Genomic DNA, 18249 nt, shown 5'->3' with positions numbered 1-18249 from the left:
GAACAAAACTGGAAGGAGTTTGAAATAATACAAAGAAATACATAAAAAGGATTTAATACTATGAGTATCCTTATACATACAATGACTTGATAAATGAGCAATAGTGGGACGATGAACCTGTCCCCTTAGTCCTTAAATAATTATCGAGTTTTGTAATAATAAAATAATTAATATACTGTATATGTATAATTGTGTAAAAATGTGAAAATTTAAGCTATAATAAATTTATTAAGTTATTATGAGGTGGTAAAAATGAATACTAGGGGTTCAGAGTGGAGAAAATGGGATTTACATGTACATACAGCATCATCATATGACCATAAATATAAATCAGCTGACAGCGATGATTTATTAGTAAAAGCATGGAGAGACAATGAAATAGCTGCTGTCGCTATTACAGACCATTTTCTAATAGATGCAGATAGAATTACTAAGTTAAAACAACTTGCACCAGAGATGACTATTTTACCAGGTATAGAACTTAGATGTGATAAAGGAACTTCAAATTTACATGTAATAATAATTTTTCCTGAGCAAGATTTACATAAGCTTGCAAATAAGTTTAATGTTCTTATGAGAGATACAAAGGCAAAAAATAAAGAAGATGATAATATAATTTACTGGGATTATAATGAGATAATTACATTTGCTAAAGATTGTAAGGGTATAATTACCGTACATGCTGGTAAAAAAGACAAAGGAATTGATGATGGTATCACAAATCATCTAGAAGTTAACATGGCTATAAAAGCTGAAATTGCTGAAAATACTGATATGTTTGAAATGGGTAAAATAAATGATTTAAGTACATATAATGAACATGTATTCAAGAAAATAAAAAGAAAACCTATGATTGTTTGTTCTGACAATCATGACCCAAGAAATTATATAATTAGAGAGAATCTATGGATAAAAGCTGACACAACATTTCAAGGTTTATTGCAAGCAATAAAGGAGCCAAGCTTAAGATTCTTCGTTGGAGAGATGCCACCTAAGAAAAAAATTATTAATGATAATGGAGATAAGTTTATAGACAGTATAAGCATAAAAGGAAGTAATTCATCAGACACATGGTTTGATGATGAAATATTATTAAGTAGTGATTTGGTTACTATAATAGGGAATAAAGGGAATGGTAAAAGTGCTTTAGCTGATATAATAGGTCACTCTGGAAACACACATAATACTAAAAGATTTTCTTTTTTAAGCACAGATAGATTTAATCAAAAACCGGAGTACCTAGGTAAGGATTATAATGTAACACTAAGGTGGAAAAACGGAGTGGAAGAGAAGAAAGCGTTATTTCCTATAGACAATAATGCCCAATTAGAAAAGGTAAAATACTTACCTCAGCAATATATTGAATATGTGTGCAATGATTTAAAGGATGGATTTAAAGAAGAGATTGAAAGGCTTATTTTTGACTACTTGCCAAGGGAAGAAAAGTTGGGAATGAGTACGTTAACTGACTTAATAAAGTATTTAACAAGTAATCTACTTATGGAAATAGATTCCAATAAGGGCACGTTAAAGCAGATTAATGAAGAAATAATTAATAAGGAAATTAAGATTACCGATAGTGAAAAACAAATCTTAAAAATGTCTATTGAAGATTTACAAAAACAGTTGGAACAGGAAAATACAAATAAACCTAAGGATGTAATAAAGCCTAATATAGACCCGAACGTAGAGAAAAAGTTAAATGCATTGAATAACACTATTGAAAACCTTAAAAGTCAAATACAAATTAAAGAAGATGCTTTAGAGAATTTAAGTAAAAAGCTGCATGTAATTGAAACTACGATACAACAAATAGTGCAAACTAGAAATAACTTTGAAGAATGGCTTAAGAAGGTAAATGATAATTTGCAAAGCAATGGTATAGAGGAAATAATTACAGTAAGCTTGGTAGTTAATTATGATAAATTAAGGTTATTAAAGGGGAACATAGAAAAGCAGATTACTAGTATAAAGACTGAGGTAAGTACTATAGAAAATGACCAAAAGGATGGACTGTTAATTTTGAAACTTAAAGAAGCACAGCTTGAAGTTGCAAAGATAACAGGTAGTTTATCTCAAGCAGAGTTGAATTATCAAAATTACCTTCAGGATTTAACAAAATGGAGAGAGAAGATTGCAAAAATATCAGAACAAATAAATAAGCTAAGAGAAGAAACAAAGATTTTAGAAGAAGATATCCCAAATAGATTAGAAGAACTGTATGCATTGAGAAAGCAAGTTTTAGAGAAAATATATCTACTCAAAAAAGAAATAGTTGAAAAATACGCTCAAAAATACTCGTATATTAATAAGGCTATAAATGAACTTGAAATGAAAAAATCTGAAAAACCTAGCATTGAGATTAGTTTTTATTTGGAAAGAGATTCAATGGAAAGAGCAATCTTAAACTATATTAATCAAAACATAAAGAGTATTTTTAGAGGGAAGGAACAGGCAACAGAAAATTTATCTGCATTACTTGAGACGATTGATATTAATAATTTTGATAGCATTTTTGCTTCTTTAGAAAATATAGAAAATGAGTTGAAGAAGTCTGCTTCGGATTACAACAAAGTGTTTATAGACAAGCTAGAATTCTTTAATAATCTTTATGGTCTAGATTATATAAAAATAAACTATGAATTAAAATTGGGGGATAAACATCTTAATAAGTTATCACCTGGAGAAAGAGGATTACTCTTATTAATATTTTATTTAATATTAGATAAAGAAAATTCTCCATTAATAATAGATCAGCCTGAAGATAATCTAGACAATCAATCTGTTTATGATAAATTGGTACCATATATAATCAAGGCAAAAGATAAAAGACAAATAATAATAGTCACTCATAATCCCAATATTGCAGTAGCATGTGATTCAGAGCAAGTTATTTACAGCGGAATGGATAAAGAAAATCTACAAATAAAGTATCATTATGGCAGCATGGAGTCAGAGAAAATTAGTAATTATGTAGTCGATGTCTTAGAAGGGACAATGCCAGCTTTTGAAAAAAGAAGTGATGCTTATACCAGATAGGGATTATAAAAATTATTGGAGTTTTGCATTTTTTATTAAAAGTGTTGGTTTTAAGATATTTATCTTGAACGCTAAAATTTACTAGTTTGAATAGCTTGGTGAAAAAGTGCAAAACTAGAGTAAATTAATAATAATTTTCTATAAATTTCCATATAATATATAAAATTAAGTAGGAGTGTTTTTTATGGAAGATATAGAAACTGGTAAAAGTGAAGTTTTAAAAAGCATCTTGTTATTAAAAAAAGATATAAAAAAAGAATTTGAAAAAACTAATTCAAATACTATTGATGAAAAAATATATTACTATAATAACCTTAAATGTATTAATGTGTTTCAAGAGCTATTCATTATTGCTTATAACACTAAGGAAGAAAATCTACATAACTCATTCGTGAAAATAACTAAAAATCTAATCGAAAGTTGCAAAGTGCATAAACATCTAGAGAAATCGAGTTGGGATGTATATATGGAAACTTACAAAAACATTGATAAGATTATTAGGAAAGCATTTTGTTATGAAACCTAATAACTTTTAAAGCAGGTGTAGTATATAAAAGACTTTAGGTGTTATTAATTCTAGCAACCTAAGTAATATCTAAAGTCTATTTAATGCTTGCCTGGTTTTTGCATTGCAGGAAGTTTTAAATGTAACTGTCAAAGAAATTCTGCCTAGCACCATAAAACAAGCTGAGTTAAAATAACAGACAATAAAACTTCTAAGGGGTGATCTGTTTAGCTGGTAAAGCACCAATTGTAAAATGGGAAAGTATTTTAAAAGATTTTCTTCATTTTAAACAGGGTATGTTCTTTTTATAGTATTGAAAAGTGAGGAATATAATGTTTAGGTATGGTGAAGGGCATCTATCTGAGGGTAGGTGCTTTTTATATAATGACCAGAGTTTGAATATACAAACAAAGTTTGGTCTATAAAAAGGAAAAATAAGATGAATGTAGAAAATAAACAGAAGATTTATTGTAGGAAATGTAAATATATAGAAAGATAAAAAAAGAACAGAAAGGATGCTAATATAATGGTAATATCTTTTTTAGATTTATTAGGGTTTAGCTGGCTTGTGGAATATGATCTTGAAGCAGCCTACGATAATCTTGATCTCTTCAACAGAATTATTAAGACAAAGATAATCGATGACAAATGTCATCCAAAAGATAGTTATCCAGCTGATATGCACGAATTCGCAGAAAATACATCAGTTACTTCTTTTAGTAATATGATTAGTATAAGCGACTCGCTGATAATTGGCTCGGAAAATGCCAACATTTTTATGAAACAATTATGCAACTTTGTCTCGTCAGCATTTATTGAATCCAATAGATATTTTAGGAAACCTTTTAATAATATCAAAGAGGTGAAGGATAAATATGAATTCATAGGCGACACTTCTAGGGAAAGAAAGTCATGTGCATTTCCATTACTATTTAGAGGTGGTATCTCTATAGGTAAGTTAGGCGAGATCATATTTAGTCCAGAATTACAGATTATAAATAATGTAGCTAAGGAAAATGGGCTCAATGTTTGTGGAATCCCATATCTAGAAGCAATAAGACTGGAGAAGAGTGGTAAGGGGCCAAGATTGTTCTGTTCTCAGACATTTGTGCAAGCTTTGGATACAGAAAATAAAAAAGCAATAAAGTATGTTGAGATAATCAAGGGTAAAAAAGTTTATGAAATAGTGTGGACATACTATGCATTTGAAGCAATGGAGAATAGTAGTAATAAAATGTGCAATATCCGGAGGTGTCTAGATCAAACAATACTACCTCCCGCAATTAACCTTTATAATTATTTCAAGAATGATGAAATTAACAATTTGCATTATATTGAGTTGGTTAAACTTATTTTTATTGGAGCTATTATGTATTATAATGATAATATTAGTAGTGATTTTCAGATAATTGAAATTCTAAATACTAAGATATGCGATTATAAGCTATGTGAAAAAATATTTGATATTAGTAGTTTGGTGGAACAATTAAAGAATGAATGATGCATCACATGCAAAACACAAAAGAAACCTTCGAAGAGGGGCTGGGTAAGCCAGCCCTTACTCTATATAAAGGGTAAATATAAGAGGTAGTGGTTGCAATGGGTGTAGGGGAGTAGGAGAAGATAGAATCAATTAAGTATCAAATTTAATAAGGTTATGTGAAATGTATAATAAATAAGCATCTATCTAAAGGGAGGTGCTTTTATTGTACATTTTTGTCGAAAAAAAGCGAACGAAAGTTTTTGTAGAAAAATGATAGCTAAAATATACTGGAATGGAAATGCGATATTATTTAAAGGGGGAGCTATTATGAATGCTAATAGTAGAAGAGGAGATAAAAATTGGGATGTGTATACTGAAGAAGAAGTTGTAGGAGGTTGTAAATGTGGTAAGGGTAAAGTAATTGATTGCTACACTGTTGCCTCCCATGAAAAGGTACCAAGAGTTGAAAGGGACTTTGATGAAAGAATTATTCGTTGTAACAATCCTCTGTGTCCATCAAAATCCTAACTTAGTTATGTTGTGGAGAATAAATACATATAGATGTTGACCATGAGAAAGATATTAGCTTTGGTACAGCAAGGGCATCTATCTATAAATGGCATGTACTTTTTAGTATAGATAAAAATGTCGAAAACGAAGATAAAAATTTTAAGAAAATTTAAGTTTTATTGTTAAAATTATATATTGAGTGTATGGTATTACTATATCGGATACAAGTAGAAATGGCGTACTACTATTGAAGAAAATACAAAATTTGAGGGGATGAATTTATGAAGTCTTACCTGGATCAATTTACAGCAATGACTAATATTCATGCAAAATGGCAGATCTGTCAACAGTATCATGGGGAACAATGGAAGATACGGAAAACAGGAATTGGCGCGAGTTGTGAATCGGATGGAGGACATTTTTGGGTAACTGATATGCCACTACAAGGGTATGGTACAATTTCCATTGCATCAGAAAATATACCAAATTCGAATGTATTAGGATTTACCGATATATGTGTTGAACCTCCTAGATCTTTAGAAGATCTTATAGATTGTGGTTGTCCACTATTTTGTTACGAAGAATAGTTTAGTTATAATAGACAGCATCTGCTTAGGTAGGTGCTTTTGTTATGAATAAATATGGAAGATTGTGTGTAAAAAACAATTGGGGTATAATGGATATAGTACTAACATTGGGGGTGGGGTAGTTATGGAAGCAAGACAAATTGGGCTTTTAGGATTACTTTCAGGGGAAGATAGGAGATTCATAATACCAGTATTTCAAAGAAACTACGATTGGAAAGCTGAACAGTGTATTCAGCTGTTTAAGGACATAGAAAGCGTAGAGATTGATGAGGAAAGGAAAAGTCATTTCCTTGGAACAATTGTGTATATTTCTAATAGTGAAGTAGATATGATTGACTTTCATGAATATGTACTAATAGATGGACAGCAAAGAATTACTACCACAATACTCTTACTTAAAGCGTTACATGACACTTTACAGGAAAAAGAGGACAAGGAGTGCATAAATCTAAGAAATAGAATTTATGATTTTTACTTGACTAATAGGTATGCTGATGAGGTACATAAATTTCGATTAAAACCTATGATAGATGATGATGTTGTATTTCAAAGGTTGATGAATAATGATTTTGATTTCATAGATAAAACCTCTAGGATTTATAAAAATTACATCTTGTTTATTGAATTAATAAATAATTCGCAAATGTCTGTTATGGAAATATTTGAAGGAATTAAGAAATTAATAGTGGTCTACATAGGATTAAAAAGGGGAGAGGATGATCCTCAATTAATTTTTGAAAGCTTAAACTCTACTGGACTTAGTCTATCAGAAGCTGATTTAATAAGAAACTATATTTTAATGGAGAGAGAGCCATCGGAACAAGAAGAACTATATAAAAAATATTGGTATAAGATAGAAAAAATATTGGGTAATGAAAATATATCTGATTTTATTAGAGATTATTTAACAATGAAGCAAAATGATATACCAAATAAAAATAATATTTATGTTGAATTTAAAAAGTATGTAAGAAAAAATAGTTACCAAAATATAGAATTAATTTTAGAAGATATATTATACTATTCTAAAATATATGTAAGGTTTTTAAATGATATAGAAGTAGATAAGGATATTAAAGAAGTGATAAAAGACATTAGAGATTTAAAGGTAACAGTATCTTATCCTTTTTTAATGGAAGTATACTCAGATTATGAACAAGGAATTATTAGCAAGGAGGTACTGATTAACACATATAAACTAATAGAAACTTATGTTTTTAGAAGACTTATATGTGATAGTCCTACAAATTCCTTAAATAAAGTATTTAAGAATCTAGCTAAAGAATTAAAAGAAAATAAAGACTATGAAAATAGATACTATGATTATCTAGTATCAATTTTATTAAATAAAAAATATAGTGCTGCGTTTCCACTGGACAGTGAATTTAAACATGAATTCCTAACAAGAAACATGTATAAATTTAAACATTCAAGATACCTACTAGAGCATCTGGAAAATGAGAATAATAAGGAAAAAGTAGATGTTAACACCTTAAGTATTGAGCATATAATGCCACAAAAATTAGATGCTAAATGGACTTTGAAGCTAGGAAACAATGCTCAATCAATCCATGGGAAATATTTACACAACATAGGGAATTTAACATTAACTGGGTATAACTCAAACCTATCTAACAAATCTTTCGAGGATAAGAAAATTATATTAGAAAAAAGTAGACTTAAATTAAATGAAAACCTGTATTCCAGTGAATCTTGGAATGAAGAAGAAATAGAAAAAAGAGCAAATGAACTTTTTAAAACTGCTATTAAGTGTTGGAAGATGCCAAAAGTAGATGAAAAACTGATACATAGTGTTGAATTTATTGAAAAAGAATTCTTTGACTTATCTGATGAGATAGATGTTACTGGAAGAAAGCCAATAGCTTTTGAGATTCTAGGACAAAAGCATACTGTGAATAGTTGGAAAAGCTTTATGTATGAAGCTTCAAAGATTTTATATAATTTAGAGGAAAAGATATTTAAAACCTTTGTCTATGATAATGATTTTTCAGGAAGAAAGAGTAGAATAATTTCTTCAAGAAAAGATATGAGGGAGCCTGTCCAAATAACCGATGGAATTTTTATCGAAACGAACTTAAATGCTAACTCAGTTCTAAACTACGTTAAATTGATGATGGAAAAATATGAAATGTCTGATGAAGATATGAGGTTTTGGATTAAGTAGAAGAATAAAATGTAACTGGTAAAATAAAATGGAGAAATTTTGGCAAACAAAAATGGTCAATAATATAAAATAGATTTAATAAGAAACTAAGATTAATCAACTGACACGGAAGAGAGCCAAAGTATGACATAAGGGATTGGGCTTTTGAGAATGAAAAGATGGGTAAGGGAGTAACTTTATAGATCGAGTAGCTGAAGAAGCTTAGGAATATATTGAATGGGATGGAGTTGTAAAAAACCATAGTGGGGTGAATCATTATGCCGTTTATTAAAGAAAGAAGAACTTTAGGAAAATATTATGGATGTGAGGTAAAGATTATTTGTGAATTTCAAAAAAATACAAATATTGTAAAGTATAATGAATATAACCCAAATAATCTGATTTCACATAATCCTATGACAGGATATGTCCATCCCATAACTATCTCTGACAATAATATCCCAACAAAACCTATTAAATTTATTGACAAAGCTTCGGTAGTTATAAAAGTAAAAGGTGTTAATGGTTTTGAAGATATAAATGAAGATCACTTAATTATTCAGAAAAGCTTCAATAATATTAAAAAAGGGGAACGATTATTTATTGTAGGTCAGGTACAAGCATATACTCACGATAAAAAGCAACGTGGCTTCGATTATTGTTTAAATGTTAGATATTATGAAATAATATCGACTTAGCTATTAAGCTTCTGAGCATGAAAAGATGGGTAAAGGGGTTACTTTGACAGTAGAGGAATTAAAGAAGCTTAGAGATATTTTGAATAGGATGGAGTTGTAACTAATGCGATTTAATGAACTAGAGTTAAACAAATTAATAAAAAAGGGTTATGATAAATTTACCATTGAAGATGAAATAACTTTCAATATTCTAAATTTCATTCACTGTATCCATCTAAATAAACAGGACTTTTATGCAGAGGCTTTTGAATCTAAGTTATTTGGTGATATTGAAATGGAATTTAAGAAAGCTAGCAAATGTCTTATTGGGTATTGTAAGGTATATATCAAGGATCGAGATAAGGTCTTACAGTATCTTTTTACTGAGAATGGATATGAGTTACTAGATGATGTGTTAAGAATGAAGGACTGACCTTAGGATCGGTTTTTTTTTGTTGGAAGATGTCGAATGTTGCGATGAAAAACTGGGGATTCATGGAGGAATTGGTATAGGGAGGATGGAATTATACGCTTAGAGGGAGTTGATAAAATGGGATTTAGATATGATATTCGACATTTATCATCACAAGCTCAACATACAATTAATAGTAGAGAGACAAATTCTAAGCTATTAAAGCAGTCAAGTAAAAAAGAAATAGAGCACGATATGAAAAAAATACACAATATAGCTATATTTGCAAAGCTTGGGCTGGATGCAACAGCAACTTATAATGGATTAGAGACATTGAAAATTTATGAGGAATTTTGTATTAAAAATAAAGCAGTATGGTTTTCAACAAACTCTCTTTCAACTGGGATGTCCCAAAAGAAAAGACAAGAATTTATAAAAACAATCAAAGAAGATAGTATAGTTGAAATTTACTTTGCAGTTGGAAAGGGAAGCGATGGGAAAAATGATATAGTATATAGGGGTGAAGTTTTAGATATTCAAACGGATGCTCAAGGAATAAGTTCACCTGATAAAAACTTAACTCCAGAAGTATGGCAACAGCTAATAAACAAAATATGGATAAAATTAGAAAGTGTTAAGCCTTCTAATGGTGTGACTTCTAACGATTTTATTGTTGAAAGCACAGGCAATTCTCTATCTGATATTATCTCAAGATCTCAATATCAGTTTGGCTATATTAAAAACAAATAATGATGTAATGTTGATACTGGCTATATTTCTAGAGAGATCTTCACAAATCAATTTCTTTATAAATCATAAGTAATTAAAAAAACTGAGAGATGTGCAAAAATATGAAAAAAAGGAGCAATTAATATGCTAAAGGTAGGAGATAAGGCACCTAATTTTACATTAAAGAATGAGGAAGGACACGATATATCTCTAAATGATTTTAAAGGTAAAAAGGTGGTTCTTTATTTTTATCCTAAGGATAATACACCTGGTTGCACAAAACAAGCATGCAGCTTTAGAGATGTATACGATGAGATATTGGATGCTGGAGCTGTTGTTATTGGTATTAGTAAAGATAGTGCTACTTCACATCAAAAATTTAAGGACAAACATCAATTACCTTTTTATTTATTAAGTGATCCTGAGCGTAGTGTACTTGAATCTTATGGAGCATGGCAAGAAAAAAAGATGTTTGGAAAAGTGGCAATGGGAATTGTACGGATGACATTTATTATAGATGAAAATGGTACTATAATTAAAATATTTCCAAAAGTTAAGCCGGATATGCATGGTGAGGAAGTGTTAAAAGCATTAGAGAAATTCTAATTGAAAATAAGAATCAGAAAAATTTAAAGAGGGGAGTGATGACTAAATGAATAAATCTCAACTTCTTCACAATGGCAGTATTATAAAGATGCTAATAAGTATAGCAATTGCTCAAGGTGTAGGAATTGCAAGTTCCCTACTTACCCAAAATACAAGAGAACAGTATCAAAATTTAATACAGCCTTCATTTGCCCCTCCAGGCTGGGTATTTCCTGTTGTTTGGACTATATTATTTATACTAATGGGAATTGCAGCATACAGAATATATAGCCTTGCCTTTAAAGATCCACAGGTAAAAAGCGCATTATTATTTTACGTAGCACAGCTTTTTGTGAATTTTTTCTGGACTATAATCTTTTTCAGGTTTGAACAAAGAGGATTTGCCCTAGTATGGTTGATATTATTGTGGGTATTGATTATTATTACTACTGTTAAATTTTATAGACTAGATAAAGTGGCAGGATATTTAATGATTCCATATATACTATGGGCAAGTTTTGCAGGATTATTGAATTACTCTGTATGGCAGTTAAATAAATGATTTTACAAGTCAAAATGATGTATTTACGGAGCTATCTTAGAGGAGGGCTCTTTTGTATGCTCATAGAAAAAACACTAAAGATATTTTATAAATCTCACTTACACTCACAGGAAAAATTTAATAATATATGTTGACTTTTCCATTTAACTGGTTTATAATAATTTTGTTGATAAATAATTATCATAATATATATAGATTTTATACATATATTTTTTATAGCTTGATCTTGATGCTTAATTAACTCAAGCTTCAGGCTATCGTTTATCGCAAAGACGATAAAACGAGAATATACATAAAAATTTTACATCTTTAAGTAAAGAAAATATGAAACCAGCAGTGGTATTTTGATTATTAAATCAAGATACTGGGTTGGTGTATTTTTCTGTTACTGGATTAAGATTTTTTATGTGTGTATTCTGGTTTTATCGTCTTTTTTTATTTGCTTAATAAAGTGTTATTTAAAGCGAGCTGGCAAAAAAGCTTCTCTATGGGATTCAATATAGCAAATAAAAATTCAAAATTCATAATAGTAAAAACGATTGAAGAAAGGTAGGTTGCAGATGAAATTACTTTGTACTGAATGTCTTAATATCTTTGAATCAGATTTTAGAACAAAAAGAAGCCAATATAGGGGTAGTAGTGAATGTCCCAGTACAAAATGCAGTGGAATTTTGTTAGAAGTAGATGAATTATATCTTGTTAGTATTAAGGCATTAATTGCTAAAGGTTATCCTGTAGCAGATTGTTGCTCGGGTCATATATGGCAAAAAGAAAGCCACAGCTATATTAGGTTTTACATTGATGAGGGTTTTAATGATTTATTCATAATGCCTGAAGGATATGTGAAACAGTTGGACATGCATAAAGGTGTTACTTACTTAAGGATTTCAAAAAAGTATCATAAGAATTTAAAGGAAATGGAACTGCAAAAACAATTATTTGAAAATGCTCTAAGTGTCCAAGACTGGGCAAAAAATCTTAAAGCACTAGACAGTTAAAGTATCATATACCAGTAGCGTTTATTTTAAGCTTTGAGCGTAGAATTAAAATTTTAAAAAAGAAAGGATATCAAGTGCCTATGAAAACCAAAAGAAAACAATATTTAATTAACCAGTTTCAATTGAGGGATATCAAAAAATGTGAAGATAAAAATGAATATAGCATCAAAGTAAAAAAAGAACATAAGCCTGTGCAGCAAAGTGAAAACTTTTTATTTTACATGACCTACAAGATTACAGGCAGAGTACCTGCAGCAGATCAGTCAAACCCATTAAATGAAATTATCAGCATCACTACAGGAAGAGGTGCAAATGCCGATGATAAGGCATTGCTTGGAAAAATATTAAATAAAGGCTTCTTCTTCAAGGATAAAAAATATGTATTCTTGGATGTTTCCTTAAGTGGAAGCCAACATAAAACCTGTAAGCAATATTATGTTAGTGAAGGTATTTATAAAAAATTAAAGGAAAGAATCACCCTCGGTAAAGAGCCCAACATTACAGTTCCTAGTAAATATCTTACTGCAGTAGCTCTCATGACGACATCCTGTAATCTATTCGATATAAAAGATTATATAGATCAGTTAGATATTTGTGTAATTGATGACCTAGAGTATGAATTAGAAAATCAGCATATTGTCTATAATGCCCCCTACAAAAGAACCGATGAAGAAGAAATATTATATCAATCCTATATGGAGGCATTGGAGGCGATAAAAGGGTATGAAAAAGCCTTAGCGGAAGGCAAGAAACTAGCTAAAAATAAAGAAATACCTAAGCGAAAGAAATCCAATAAAGAAACTGAAAAAACCATAAATCAATGGAAAGAAGAAGGATTGAGACCAAAATTGGAGGAAGCAGCAAAACCCATTAGTATGGTTTTTGCCAAAGGGATTTATAAATGGATACCCTGCTATACAAAGCAGCAGTGTGAGAGGATTCCAGAAGAAAGATTTGTTTTTCCAGTAGACAAAATCACCACTGAAGTTGAATTTAAAGAAGAGATCAAAAATGTTCCTATTAATTTTGCTGATGGTACTGCCTTAATGGATATCAACTTTGCTGAAAAACTTGGGATGAAATTAGAAGATCAGGGTGGACAACTTCGCTTTCCCTATTGCAAAGCATTTTTTAACATCCTTGAGTTAAGAGAATGGTTAAAGGAAGAGGGGGTAGAATCTATCACAGATTTATTCGGAAATCCCCATCCTGTAGATGGCATTGATATTCTTATGACAAAAAGTTGTTTTAAAGCCTTCTTAGAAAAAGGAGAAACTGATTATAAAGATGGCTGCTTGTTTAAAGATATGGATGAATACAAGGATTTGATTAAAAACTATGATTTTGACACCTTCGGCATAGCCAATTATGTACATCCTCCAAAATCAAAATATACAAAAATAACTTACCAGATGCTTCTAGCATTAAAACTTAAAGATGTTTATATGCCAATGTTTGCACAGGATGAGTGTGACATGATCAATAAAGTAATTAAAATTTACTCTGATACAGGGGATGTAAATTGGGATGATGTAAAGTATATTTTAGCTTTTTTAAATATGTTGAAGGATGAAAAGGAAGAAATTTCTTTTAACGAAGATGATGAGGACAATGAAGACCATGAAATAGAGGCTAATCCTATCTTAGATGATGAAGCTGAAGAAATAGATACAAACGAAAACTGGGAGGAACCTATCATTCAAGCCATTAAAATTAACAAAAACATGGTCTTTGATCCATACGTCAGGAAAAAGATCCTCCAGAGGATAGAACACATGATTAATGAGATGCGGCTAGGTAAGATGTATATGCCCTGCAACTATTACTTTGCAACATGCCATATTCCCACCCTAATTCATTGGGCAATCAATAGAGATACAGAAATCATAAAAGAAATGGTTCCTCAAAATAAAGTGTTTATGGGAAAAACAAAAGGAATGTATGTTGCTATGAGAAATCCTGTCACCAGCTATTCAGAAGTGGCAAAGTTGGAGTTTATACCAGACACTTGTAAATGGACAGAACATCTAAACCACATTATTCAATTTGGGGAAGGTTTGTACATGCACCGTATGAATTTAGACTATGATGGGGACAAGATTTGCTTATTTAGTATAGATAGGAACTATAAAGAAATGGAAATGACTTGGTTAGCTTGGTGTAAGACAATAAAAGTTGAAGATAGTAATGCCTATATCTATACCCACTCAAAAAAGGAAAAAGATCTTAATAAAATAAATAACCAAGGTACAGTAACCCTTTTAGATTTTCTACAAGAAGCCCTACCCCAGGTCAACTATGCAGATAAGGACACCGTAGAACCAGTAGCATTTACCAAAGAAGCAGTGGTTAGTTTCATTCTTCATGCTGATGATAAAACCGGACAAATCACCGATAAAGCCACTCAAGTTGAAAATAGAATGATGGCTGAAAGAAAAACAAAGAAATATCAAGATGCTATTAGGTATGGAAAGTATTTACAAGGACTTCAGATTGATGCCAGCAAAAGTGGTCTTCCAGTGGAAATATGTAAATCCTTTCAGTATAACTTTCGAAAGAAGCCAACCTTTCTTTACTATAAAAGTGGAGGAAGCAAATGGAAATATGACAATCAATACGAAAGCCCCCTAGATTGGTTTGCAGAAAAGTTGCTTTCTAAATATGAAAAGTGGATTGGTGAACAGATAAATAAAAACACCAGAAAAAGAAAAGATGGAGAAATACTGAAAAATACTCTAGCCTTACTGGAGAATCCTAATTTAGATTATGCTGTAATCAAAGAATATGAAGCAAAGTTAGAACCAGAGTTTTTACGCTATAAGGACAAGTTCAAAAAGATCAATGAAAGATATAAAACCATTGATAAATATTCTAAGGCTGATGAAAATAAAGAACAGCGCAAATTAAAGCGAAGAGAATATTCAGATCTTAATAAAAAAACCAGGGAGCGGATTTATAAACTGTGTCCCAACCCTTCTGTGGTAGCTCAGGTAGCAGTAAACTATGCCTATAAATATTCAAAGGAGAACAGCAAAGATAAAAAAGATTTAAGATGGCAAGATAATTGGAACTTTGCATGGATGTTTCCAGAGGGAATATTATATCATTTATGGCTAAACCAAGATGAAGATAAAATAGATGTGCTTGGATCAGATGAACGATGCCATTATGATTTTAATCTCTTAGATCATTATTATATAGTAAAGGATGACATGAAAATCTATAAGCAAGAGGAAATAGAAGAAATTTCAGATATAGAAGTGCTGGAAGAATATCTGGCTAAAGAGCCAGCCAATGATTTAGAACTAACTAACGTTTTATGTATGGGATTAGATAAAGGATTAACAACCGATGATATTGCTAATCGAGTCTATGATGGAGCAGTATTACAATTAAAAATAAATGATGGATATCCCCAGCTATGGGATGCTACAGGAAAAATTATTGGCATTAAGCATGATATATTGAAGCAATATGAAGGTAGTAGGATAGTCATAAAAAAAGTATATGAAGATGCTAAGTCTACCAGGACAATTACAGTGGATTGCAGTATTAAGGCTATCGCATAAATGACTTTAATAAATAAGCATCCTCTTCGGCTAGCGCCTTGAGGATGTGGAGGGTGTAGGGTGCCAACTTTACATCTTCCATAATCTTATAAAAGGAGGTCAATAGATATGAAAAATGAAACAATTGTAATAACGCAGGAAAGAATGGCTGGTTGGCTTATGTTCAATAGATTTCACAAAATTAATGAAAAAGCAGATTTAAAAGATTCAAGTAGAAAGATCTATATTTTCAAAGATACACCTGAAATTAGAAGTATAATGGGGAAATATAATCAATTTAAAGATATTGTAAGTTAATTGCAAAGTAGGTGATCGGTATATATGGCGGTTAAACATTTAAAAGATATAATAAAGCCTAAAGCAGGATATAAAGAAAATGTCAAGGCTATAATAGAGGGCTTCAAATCAACTATCAGAAGAGATATCCCAAGGAGACAAGAAGAAAACTTAAAGAAACTTGCAAGCTTATTCTTAAATCCAGTTAAAGTCGAAGAGCCTATTGTTGTAAATTTAGATATAGGTCAAGGAAAATCCACTTTATTAATAGAGTTTGTAAAATATATGTATACGGTAAATAAAGAATTTTCCTCAGTGATAGTAAAAAGAACCCTTAATGAAGGAAGAGAATTCTGCATGGATGTAGGAGTAAAGTTTGAACCTTTAAAACAACAATTAAAACTTTGGTGTGATGAAACTACTTATAAACAAAGTATAGAAGAGCTATATTATGGAGATTTGGAAGATTACAAGGAGTATGGATATTTACGAGGCCAAGAAAAGCCACATGAAGATTATTTTATAGCTAGATTAATAAGAGGATTTAATTACAAAGACTGTTTAGTGTGGAAAGACCCCAAAAAAATTAAAAATTATTTCGGAAGCCTACCAAGTGAATATGTAGAGTATTCTCCTATTTTATGTAAAGATTGCCAAAGAAATTGTGGTGTTAAATTAAGTAGATGGAGCATAGAGAAACACCCATCATTAGTAATAACACATCAAAGGTTATTTTTAAGTAATGATCTTGAGGAGGTTATGGAAAAAATCTCAGGCAGGGAAGTATTAATCATTGATGAAAAATTAGAAACAAAGGATATTGATAATATTCTCTTAGAGGAATGGGAAGCTATATTAACAAAAATGAAAGGGGTTAATTTAGCAGAGGAAATAAAAGCAGAAATTGATAGTGTAGAAAAATATATTGGATCATTAGAATATCCTAATACTTCAGGATCAGGTATCAAGCGTGTAAATCAAGTCTATAACTCCAAGTTTCGATTTAATCATGCTATTTATGGTGTACTATCAGAAAAGTACGAAGATGTAGTAACCTTAAATAAGGTAGAAAAATTTTTAAATTATGGAGGTTCAACAAGTAGAAGCTGGCACAAAAATGATAAAAAACAGTTCAGCTATATAAGATATATAGATTTGAAGAACTACAGTAAGTATTTTAATAAAACCATAATTTTAGATGCAACCAGCAGGATAGATAATGATTATAAAAAAAGTAATGTTATATTTTTAGATGAGTTACATGAAACGCCTAAAGGTAAATTGAACTTATTTTATAGTCCACAAAAAACAGCGAAGAGTTCCTTAATATACAGCAATAATAGCAAAAATAACCACAATAAGGGATATAGAAATTTTAAAGGCAATAAAGAATTTTACCTGACTAATATAAATTTACTAGCACAGGAAGTTGAAGAAATTATAAAGTCTACTGCTAAAGATACTTTGGTAATATGTTACAAAGAAATCGTGGACAAGTTAGGAAATGTATTCTCCTTTGAAGAAGATATTAAAAACGCTATTCAATCATTGGATATAAAGGATATTAAATGTACTATTAGACATTTTGGAGCAGCTACAACAGGAGTAAATGATTTTAAAGATTATGGGAATATAGTATTTTTAGGAATGCTAAATAAAGGAGAGTTGTATTATACAAATAAAACCATTTCTATAGGAAATGAAGAAGGATATACTGAAACCAGATTAAATGAATATGTCATTGATTGTATTCAACAAATAGGAAGAATATCAGTTAGACAAGGCTTAGAAGGCAATGTATATATGTTATTTTACGATGATTTAAGTTTGATAGACAAATTGAAAAAGCATTTTACTATAAAAAATGTAGAATGGCATCCTAAATATTTTAACGGTATAAATAACGCAACTGATTTTAAAAAAACTACATGTTGGTATGCCATTGTGGAAGAGTTAAAGAACTTAAAGGAAGAAAAATTATCATTAAAAGACCTACAAAGTAAATTACCACAATTTAAACCAGATACAGTATATAGAAGTGTAAATAATCCATATGTTGGTGAGTATATGAAATTAAATGATATCCATTACAATAAAAAGGAAAAATTATTCATCAAAAAATTTACCAAGAACGATAAGTAATGGAATCCGTA

General features: G+C 30.3%; 15 protein-coding genes. All 15 read left to right on the top strand.

Translation table 11 applies throughout. From position 1 onward, the window contains the following. Positions 1-252 precede the first annotated feature (252 nt). A complete protein-coding gene (locus CACET_RS13340; RefSeq protein WP_044825213.1) occupies positions 253-3039 on the top strand; it encodes a TrlF family AAA-like ATPase in 2787 nt (928 codons plus the stop codon). A 184-nt stretch (positions 3040-3223) separates the two neighbouring features. Continuing rightward, positions 3224-3565, top strand: coding sequence for a hypothetical protein (locus CACET_RS13335; protein ID WP_044825212.1), 342 nt, complete (start codon positions 3224-3226; stop codon positions 3563-3565). Positions 3566-4070: 505 nt separating this feature from the next. Then, entirely contained in the window at positions 4071-5045 is a 975-nt protein-coding gene (locus CACET_RS13330; protein WP_044825211.1) for a hypothetical protein, read from the top strand. Positions 5046-5354: 309 nt separating this feature from the next. Then, a complete protein-coding gene (locus tag CACET_RS13325; protein WP_044825210.1) occupies positions 5355-5555 on the top strand; it encodes a hypothetical protein in 201 nt (66 codons plus the stop codon). 263 nt (positions 5556-5818) lie between these two features. Continuing rightward, a complete protein-coding gene (locus CACET_RS13320) occupies positions 5819-6124 on the top strand; it encodes a hypothetical protein (RefSeq protein ID WP_044825209.1) in 306 nt (101 codons plus the stop codon). A gap of 124 nt (positions 6125-6248) precedes the next feature. Beyond that, positions 6249-8309 carry a DUF262 domain-containing protein gene (locus CACET_RS13315; RefSeq protein WP_044825208.1) on the top strand — a complete coding sequence of 687 codons (2061 nt, stop codon included), beginning with the start codon at positions 6249-6251 and terminating at the stop codon, positions 8307-8309. Positions 8310-8566: 257 nt separating this feature from the next. Then, positions 8567-8986: a hypothetical protein gene (locus CACET_RS13310; RefSeq protein ID WP_044825207.1), complete on the top strand. Its 420-nt coding sequence runs from the start codon at positions 8567-8569 to the stop codon at positions 8984-8986. Between the two features lie 103 nt (positions 8987-9089). Beyond that, the gene (locus CACET_RS13305) at positions 9090-9398 is read left to right on the top strand and encodes a hypothetical protein (protein ID WP_044825206.1); all 309 of its coding nucleotides are present in this window, start codon (positions 9090-9092) and stop codon (positions 9396-9398) included. 117 nt (positions 9399-9515) lie between these two features. After that, the gene (locus tag CACET_RS13300) at positions 9516-10127 is read left to right on the top strand and encodes a hypothetical protein (RefSeq protein WP_044825205.1); all 612 of its coding nucleotides are present in this window, start codon (positions 9516-9518) and stop codon (positions 10125-10127) included. Between the two features lie 123 nt (positions 10128-10250). Beyond that, on the top strand, positions 10251-10712 hold the full coding sequence (bcp, locus tag CACET_RS13295) for a thioredoxin-dependent thiol peroxidase (RefSeq protein WP_044825204.1): 462 nt from the start codon (positions 10251-10253) through the stop codon (positions 10710-10712). Positions 10713-10758: 46 nt separating this feature from the next. After that, complete coding sequence (locus CACET_RS13290) at positions 10759-11253, top strand: TspO/MBR family protein (protein ID WP_044825203.1); 495 nt, start codon at positions 10759-10761, stop codon at positions 11251-11253. A 560-nt stretch (positions 11254-11813) separates the two neighbouring features. Then, positions 11814-12251, top strand: a complete 438-nt coding sequence (locus tag CACET_RS13285) for a hypothetical protein (RefSeq protein ID WP_044825202.1) — start codon at positions 11814-11816, stop codon at positions 12249-12251. Positions 12252-12331: 80 nt separating this feature from the next. Then, positions 12332-15820, top strand: coding sequence for a hypothetical protein (locus tag CACET_RS13280; protein WP_044825201.1), 3489 nt, complete (start codon positions 12332-12334; stop codon positions 15818-15820). Between the two features lie 108 nt (positions 15821-15928). After that, on the top strand, positions 15929-16117 hold the full coding sequence (locus CACET_RS13275) for a DUF5659 domain-containing protein (protein WP_044825200.1): 189 nt from the start codon (positions 15929-15931) through the stop codon (positions 16115-16117). Positions 16118-16141: 24 nt separating this feature from the next. Then, on the top strand, positions 16142-18238 hold the full coding sequence (locus tag CACET_RS13270; RefSeq protein ID WP_044825199.1) for a hypothetical protein: 2097 nt from the start codon (positions 16142-16144) through the stop codon (positions 18236-18238). The last annotated feature ends 11 nt before the right edge of the window (positions 18239-18249 follow it).

This window comes from Clostridium aceticum, assembly GCF_001042715.1.
Taxonomy (GTDB): Bacteria; Bacillota; Clostridia; order Peptostreptococcales; family Natronincolaceae; genus Andreesenella; species Andreesenella acetica.
This window is presented reverse-complemented; position numbering and strand designations above follow the sequence as displayed.

Excerpts from the sequence above, each read along its gene's own strand:
- CACET_RS13340 (WP_044825213.1), top strand. The coding sequence starts at position 253 with ATGAATACTAGGGGTTCAGAGTGGAGAAAATGGGATTTACATGTACAT.
- CACET_RS13335 (WP_044825212.1), top strand. The coding sequence starts at position 3,224 with ATGGAAGATATAGAAACTGGTAAAAGTGAAGTTTTAAAAAGCATCTTG.
- CACET_RS13330 (WP_044825211.1), top strand. The coding sequence starts at position 4,071 with ATGGTAATATCTTTTTTAGATTTATTAGGGTTTAGCTGGCTTGTGGAA.
- CACET_RS13325 (WP_044825210.1), top strand. The coding sequence starts at position 5,355 with ATGAATGCTAATAGTAGAAGAGGAGATAAAAATTGGGATGTGTATACT.
- CACET_RS13320 (WP_044825209.1), top strand. The coding sequence starts at position 5,819 with ATGAAGTCTTACCTGGATCAATTTACAGCAATGACTAATATTCATGCA.
- CACET_RS13315 (WP_044825208.1), top strand. The coding sequence starts at position 6,249 with ATGGAAGCAAGACAAATTGGGCTTTTAGGATTACTTTCAGGGGAAGAT.
- CACET_RS13310 (WP_044825207.1), top strand. The coding sequence starts at position 8,567 with ATGCCGTTTATTAAAGAAAGAAGAACTTTAGGAAAATATTATGGATGT.
- CACET_RS13305 (WP_044825206.1), top strand. The coding sequence starts at position 9,090 with ATGCGATTTAATGAACTAGAGTTAAACAAATTAATAAAAAAGGGTTAT.
- CACET_RS13300 (WP_044825205.1), top strand. The coding sequence starts at position 9,516 with ATGGGATTTAGATATGATATTCGACATTTATCATCACAAGCTCAACAT.
- bcp (WP_044825204.1), top strand. The coding sequence starts at position 10,251 with ATGCTAAAGGTAGGAGATAAGGCACCTAATTTTACATTAAAGAATGAG.
- CACET_RS13290 (WP_044825203.1), top strand. The coding sequence starts at position 10,759 with ATGAATAAATCTCAACTTCTTCACAATGGCAGTATTATAAAGATGCTA.
- CACET_RS13285 (WP_044825202.1), top strand. The coding sequence starts at position 11,814 with ATGAAATTACTTTGTACTGAATGTCTTAATATCTTTGAATCAGATTTT.
- CACET_RS13280 (WP_044825201.1), top strand. The coding sequence starts at position 12,332 with ATGAAAACCAAAAGAAAACAATATTTAATTAACCAGTTTCAATTGAGG.
- CACET_RS13275 (WP_044825200.1), top strand. The coding sequence starts at position 15,929 with ATGAAAAATGAAACAATTGTAATAACGCAGGAAAGAATGGCTGGTTGG.
- CACET_RS13270 (WP_044825199.1), top strand. The coding sequence starts at position 16,142 with ATGGCGGTTAAACATTTAAAAGATATAATAAAGCCTAAAGCAGGATAT.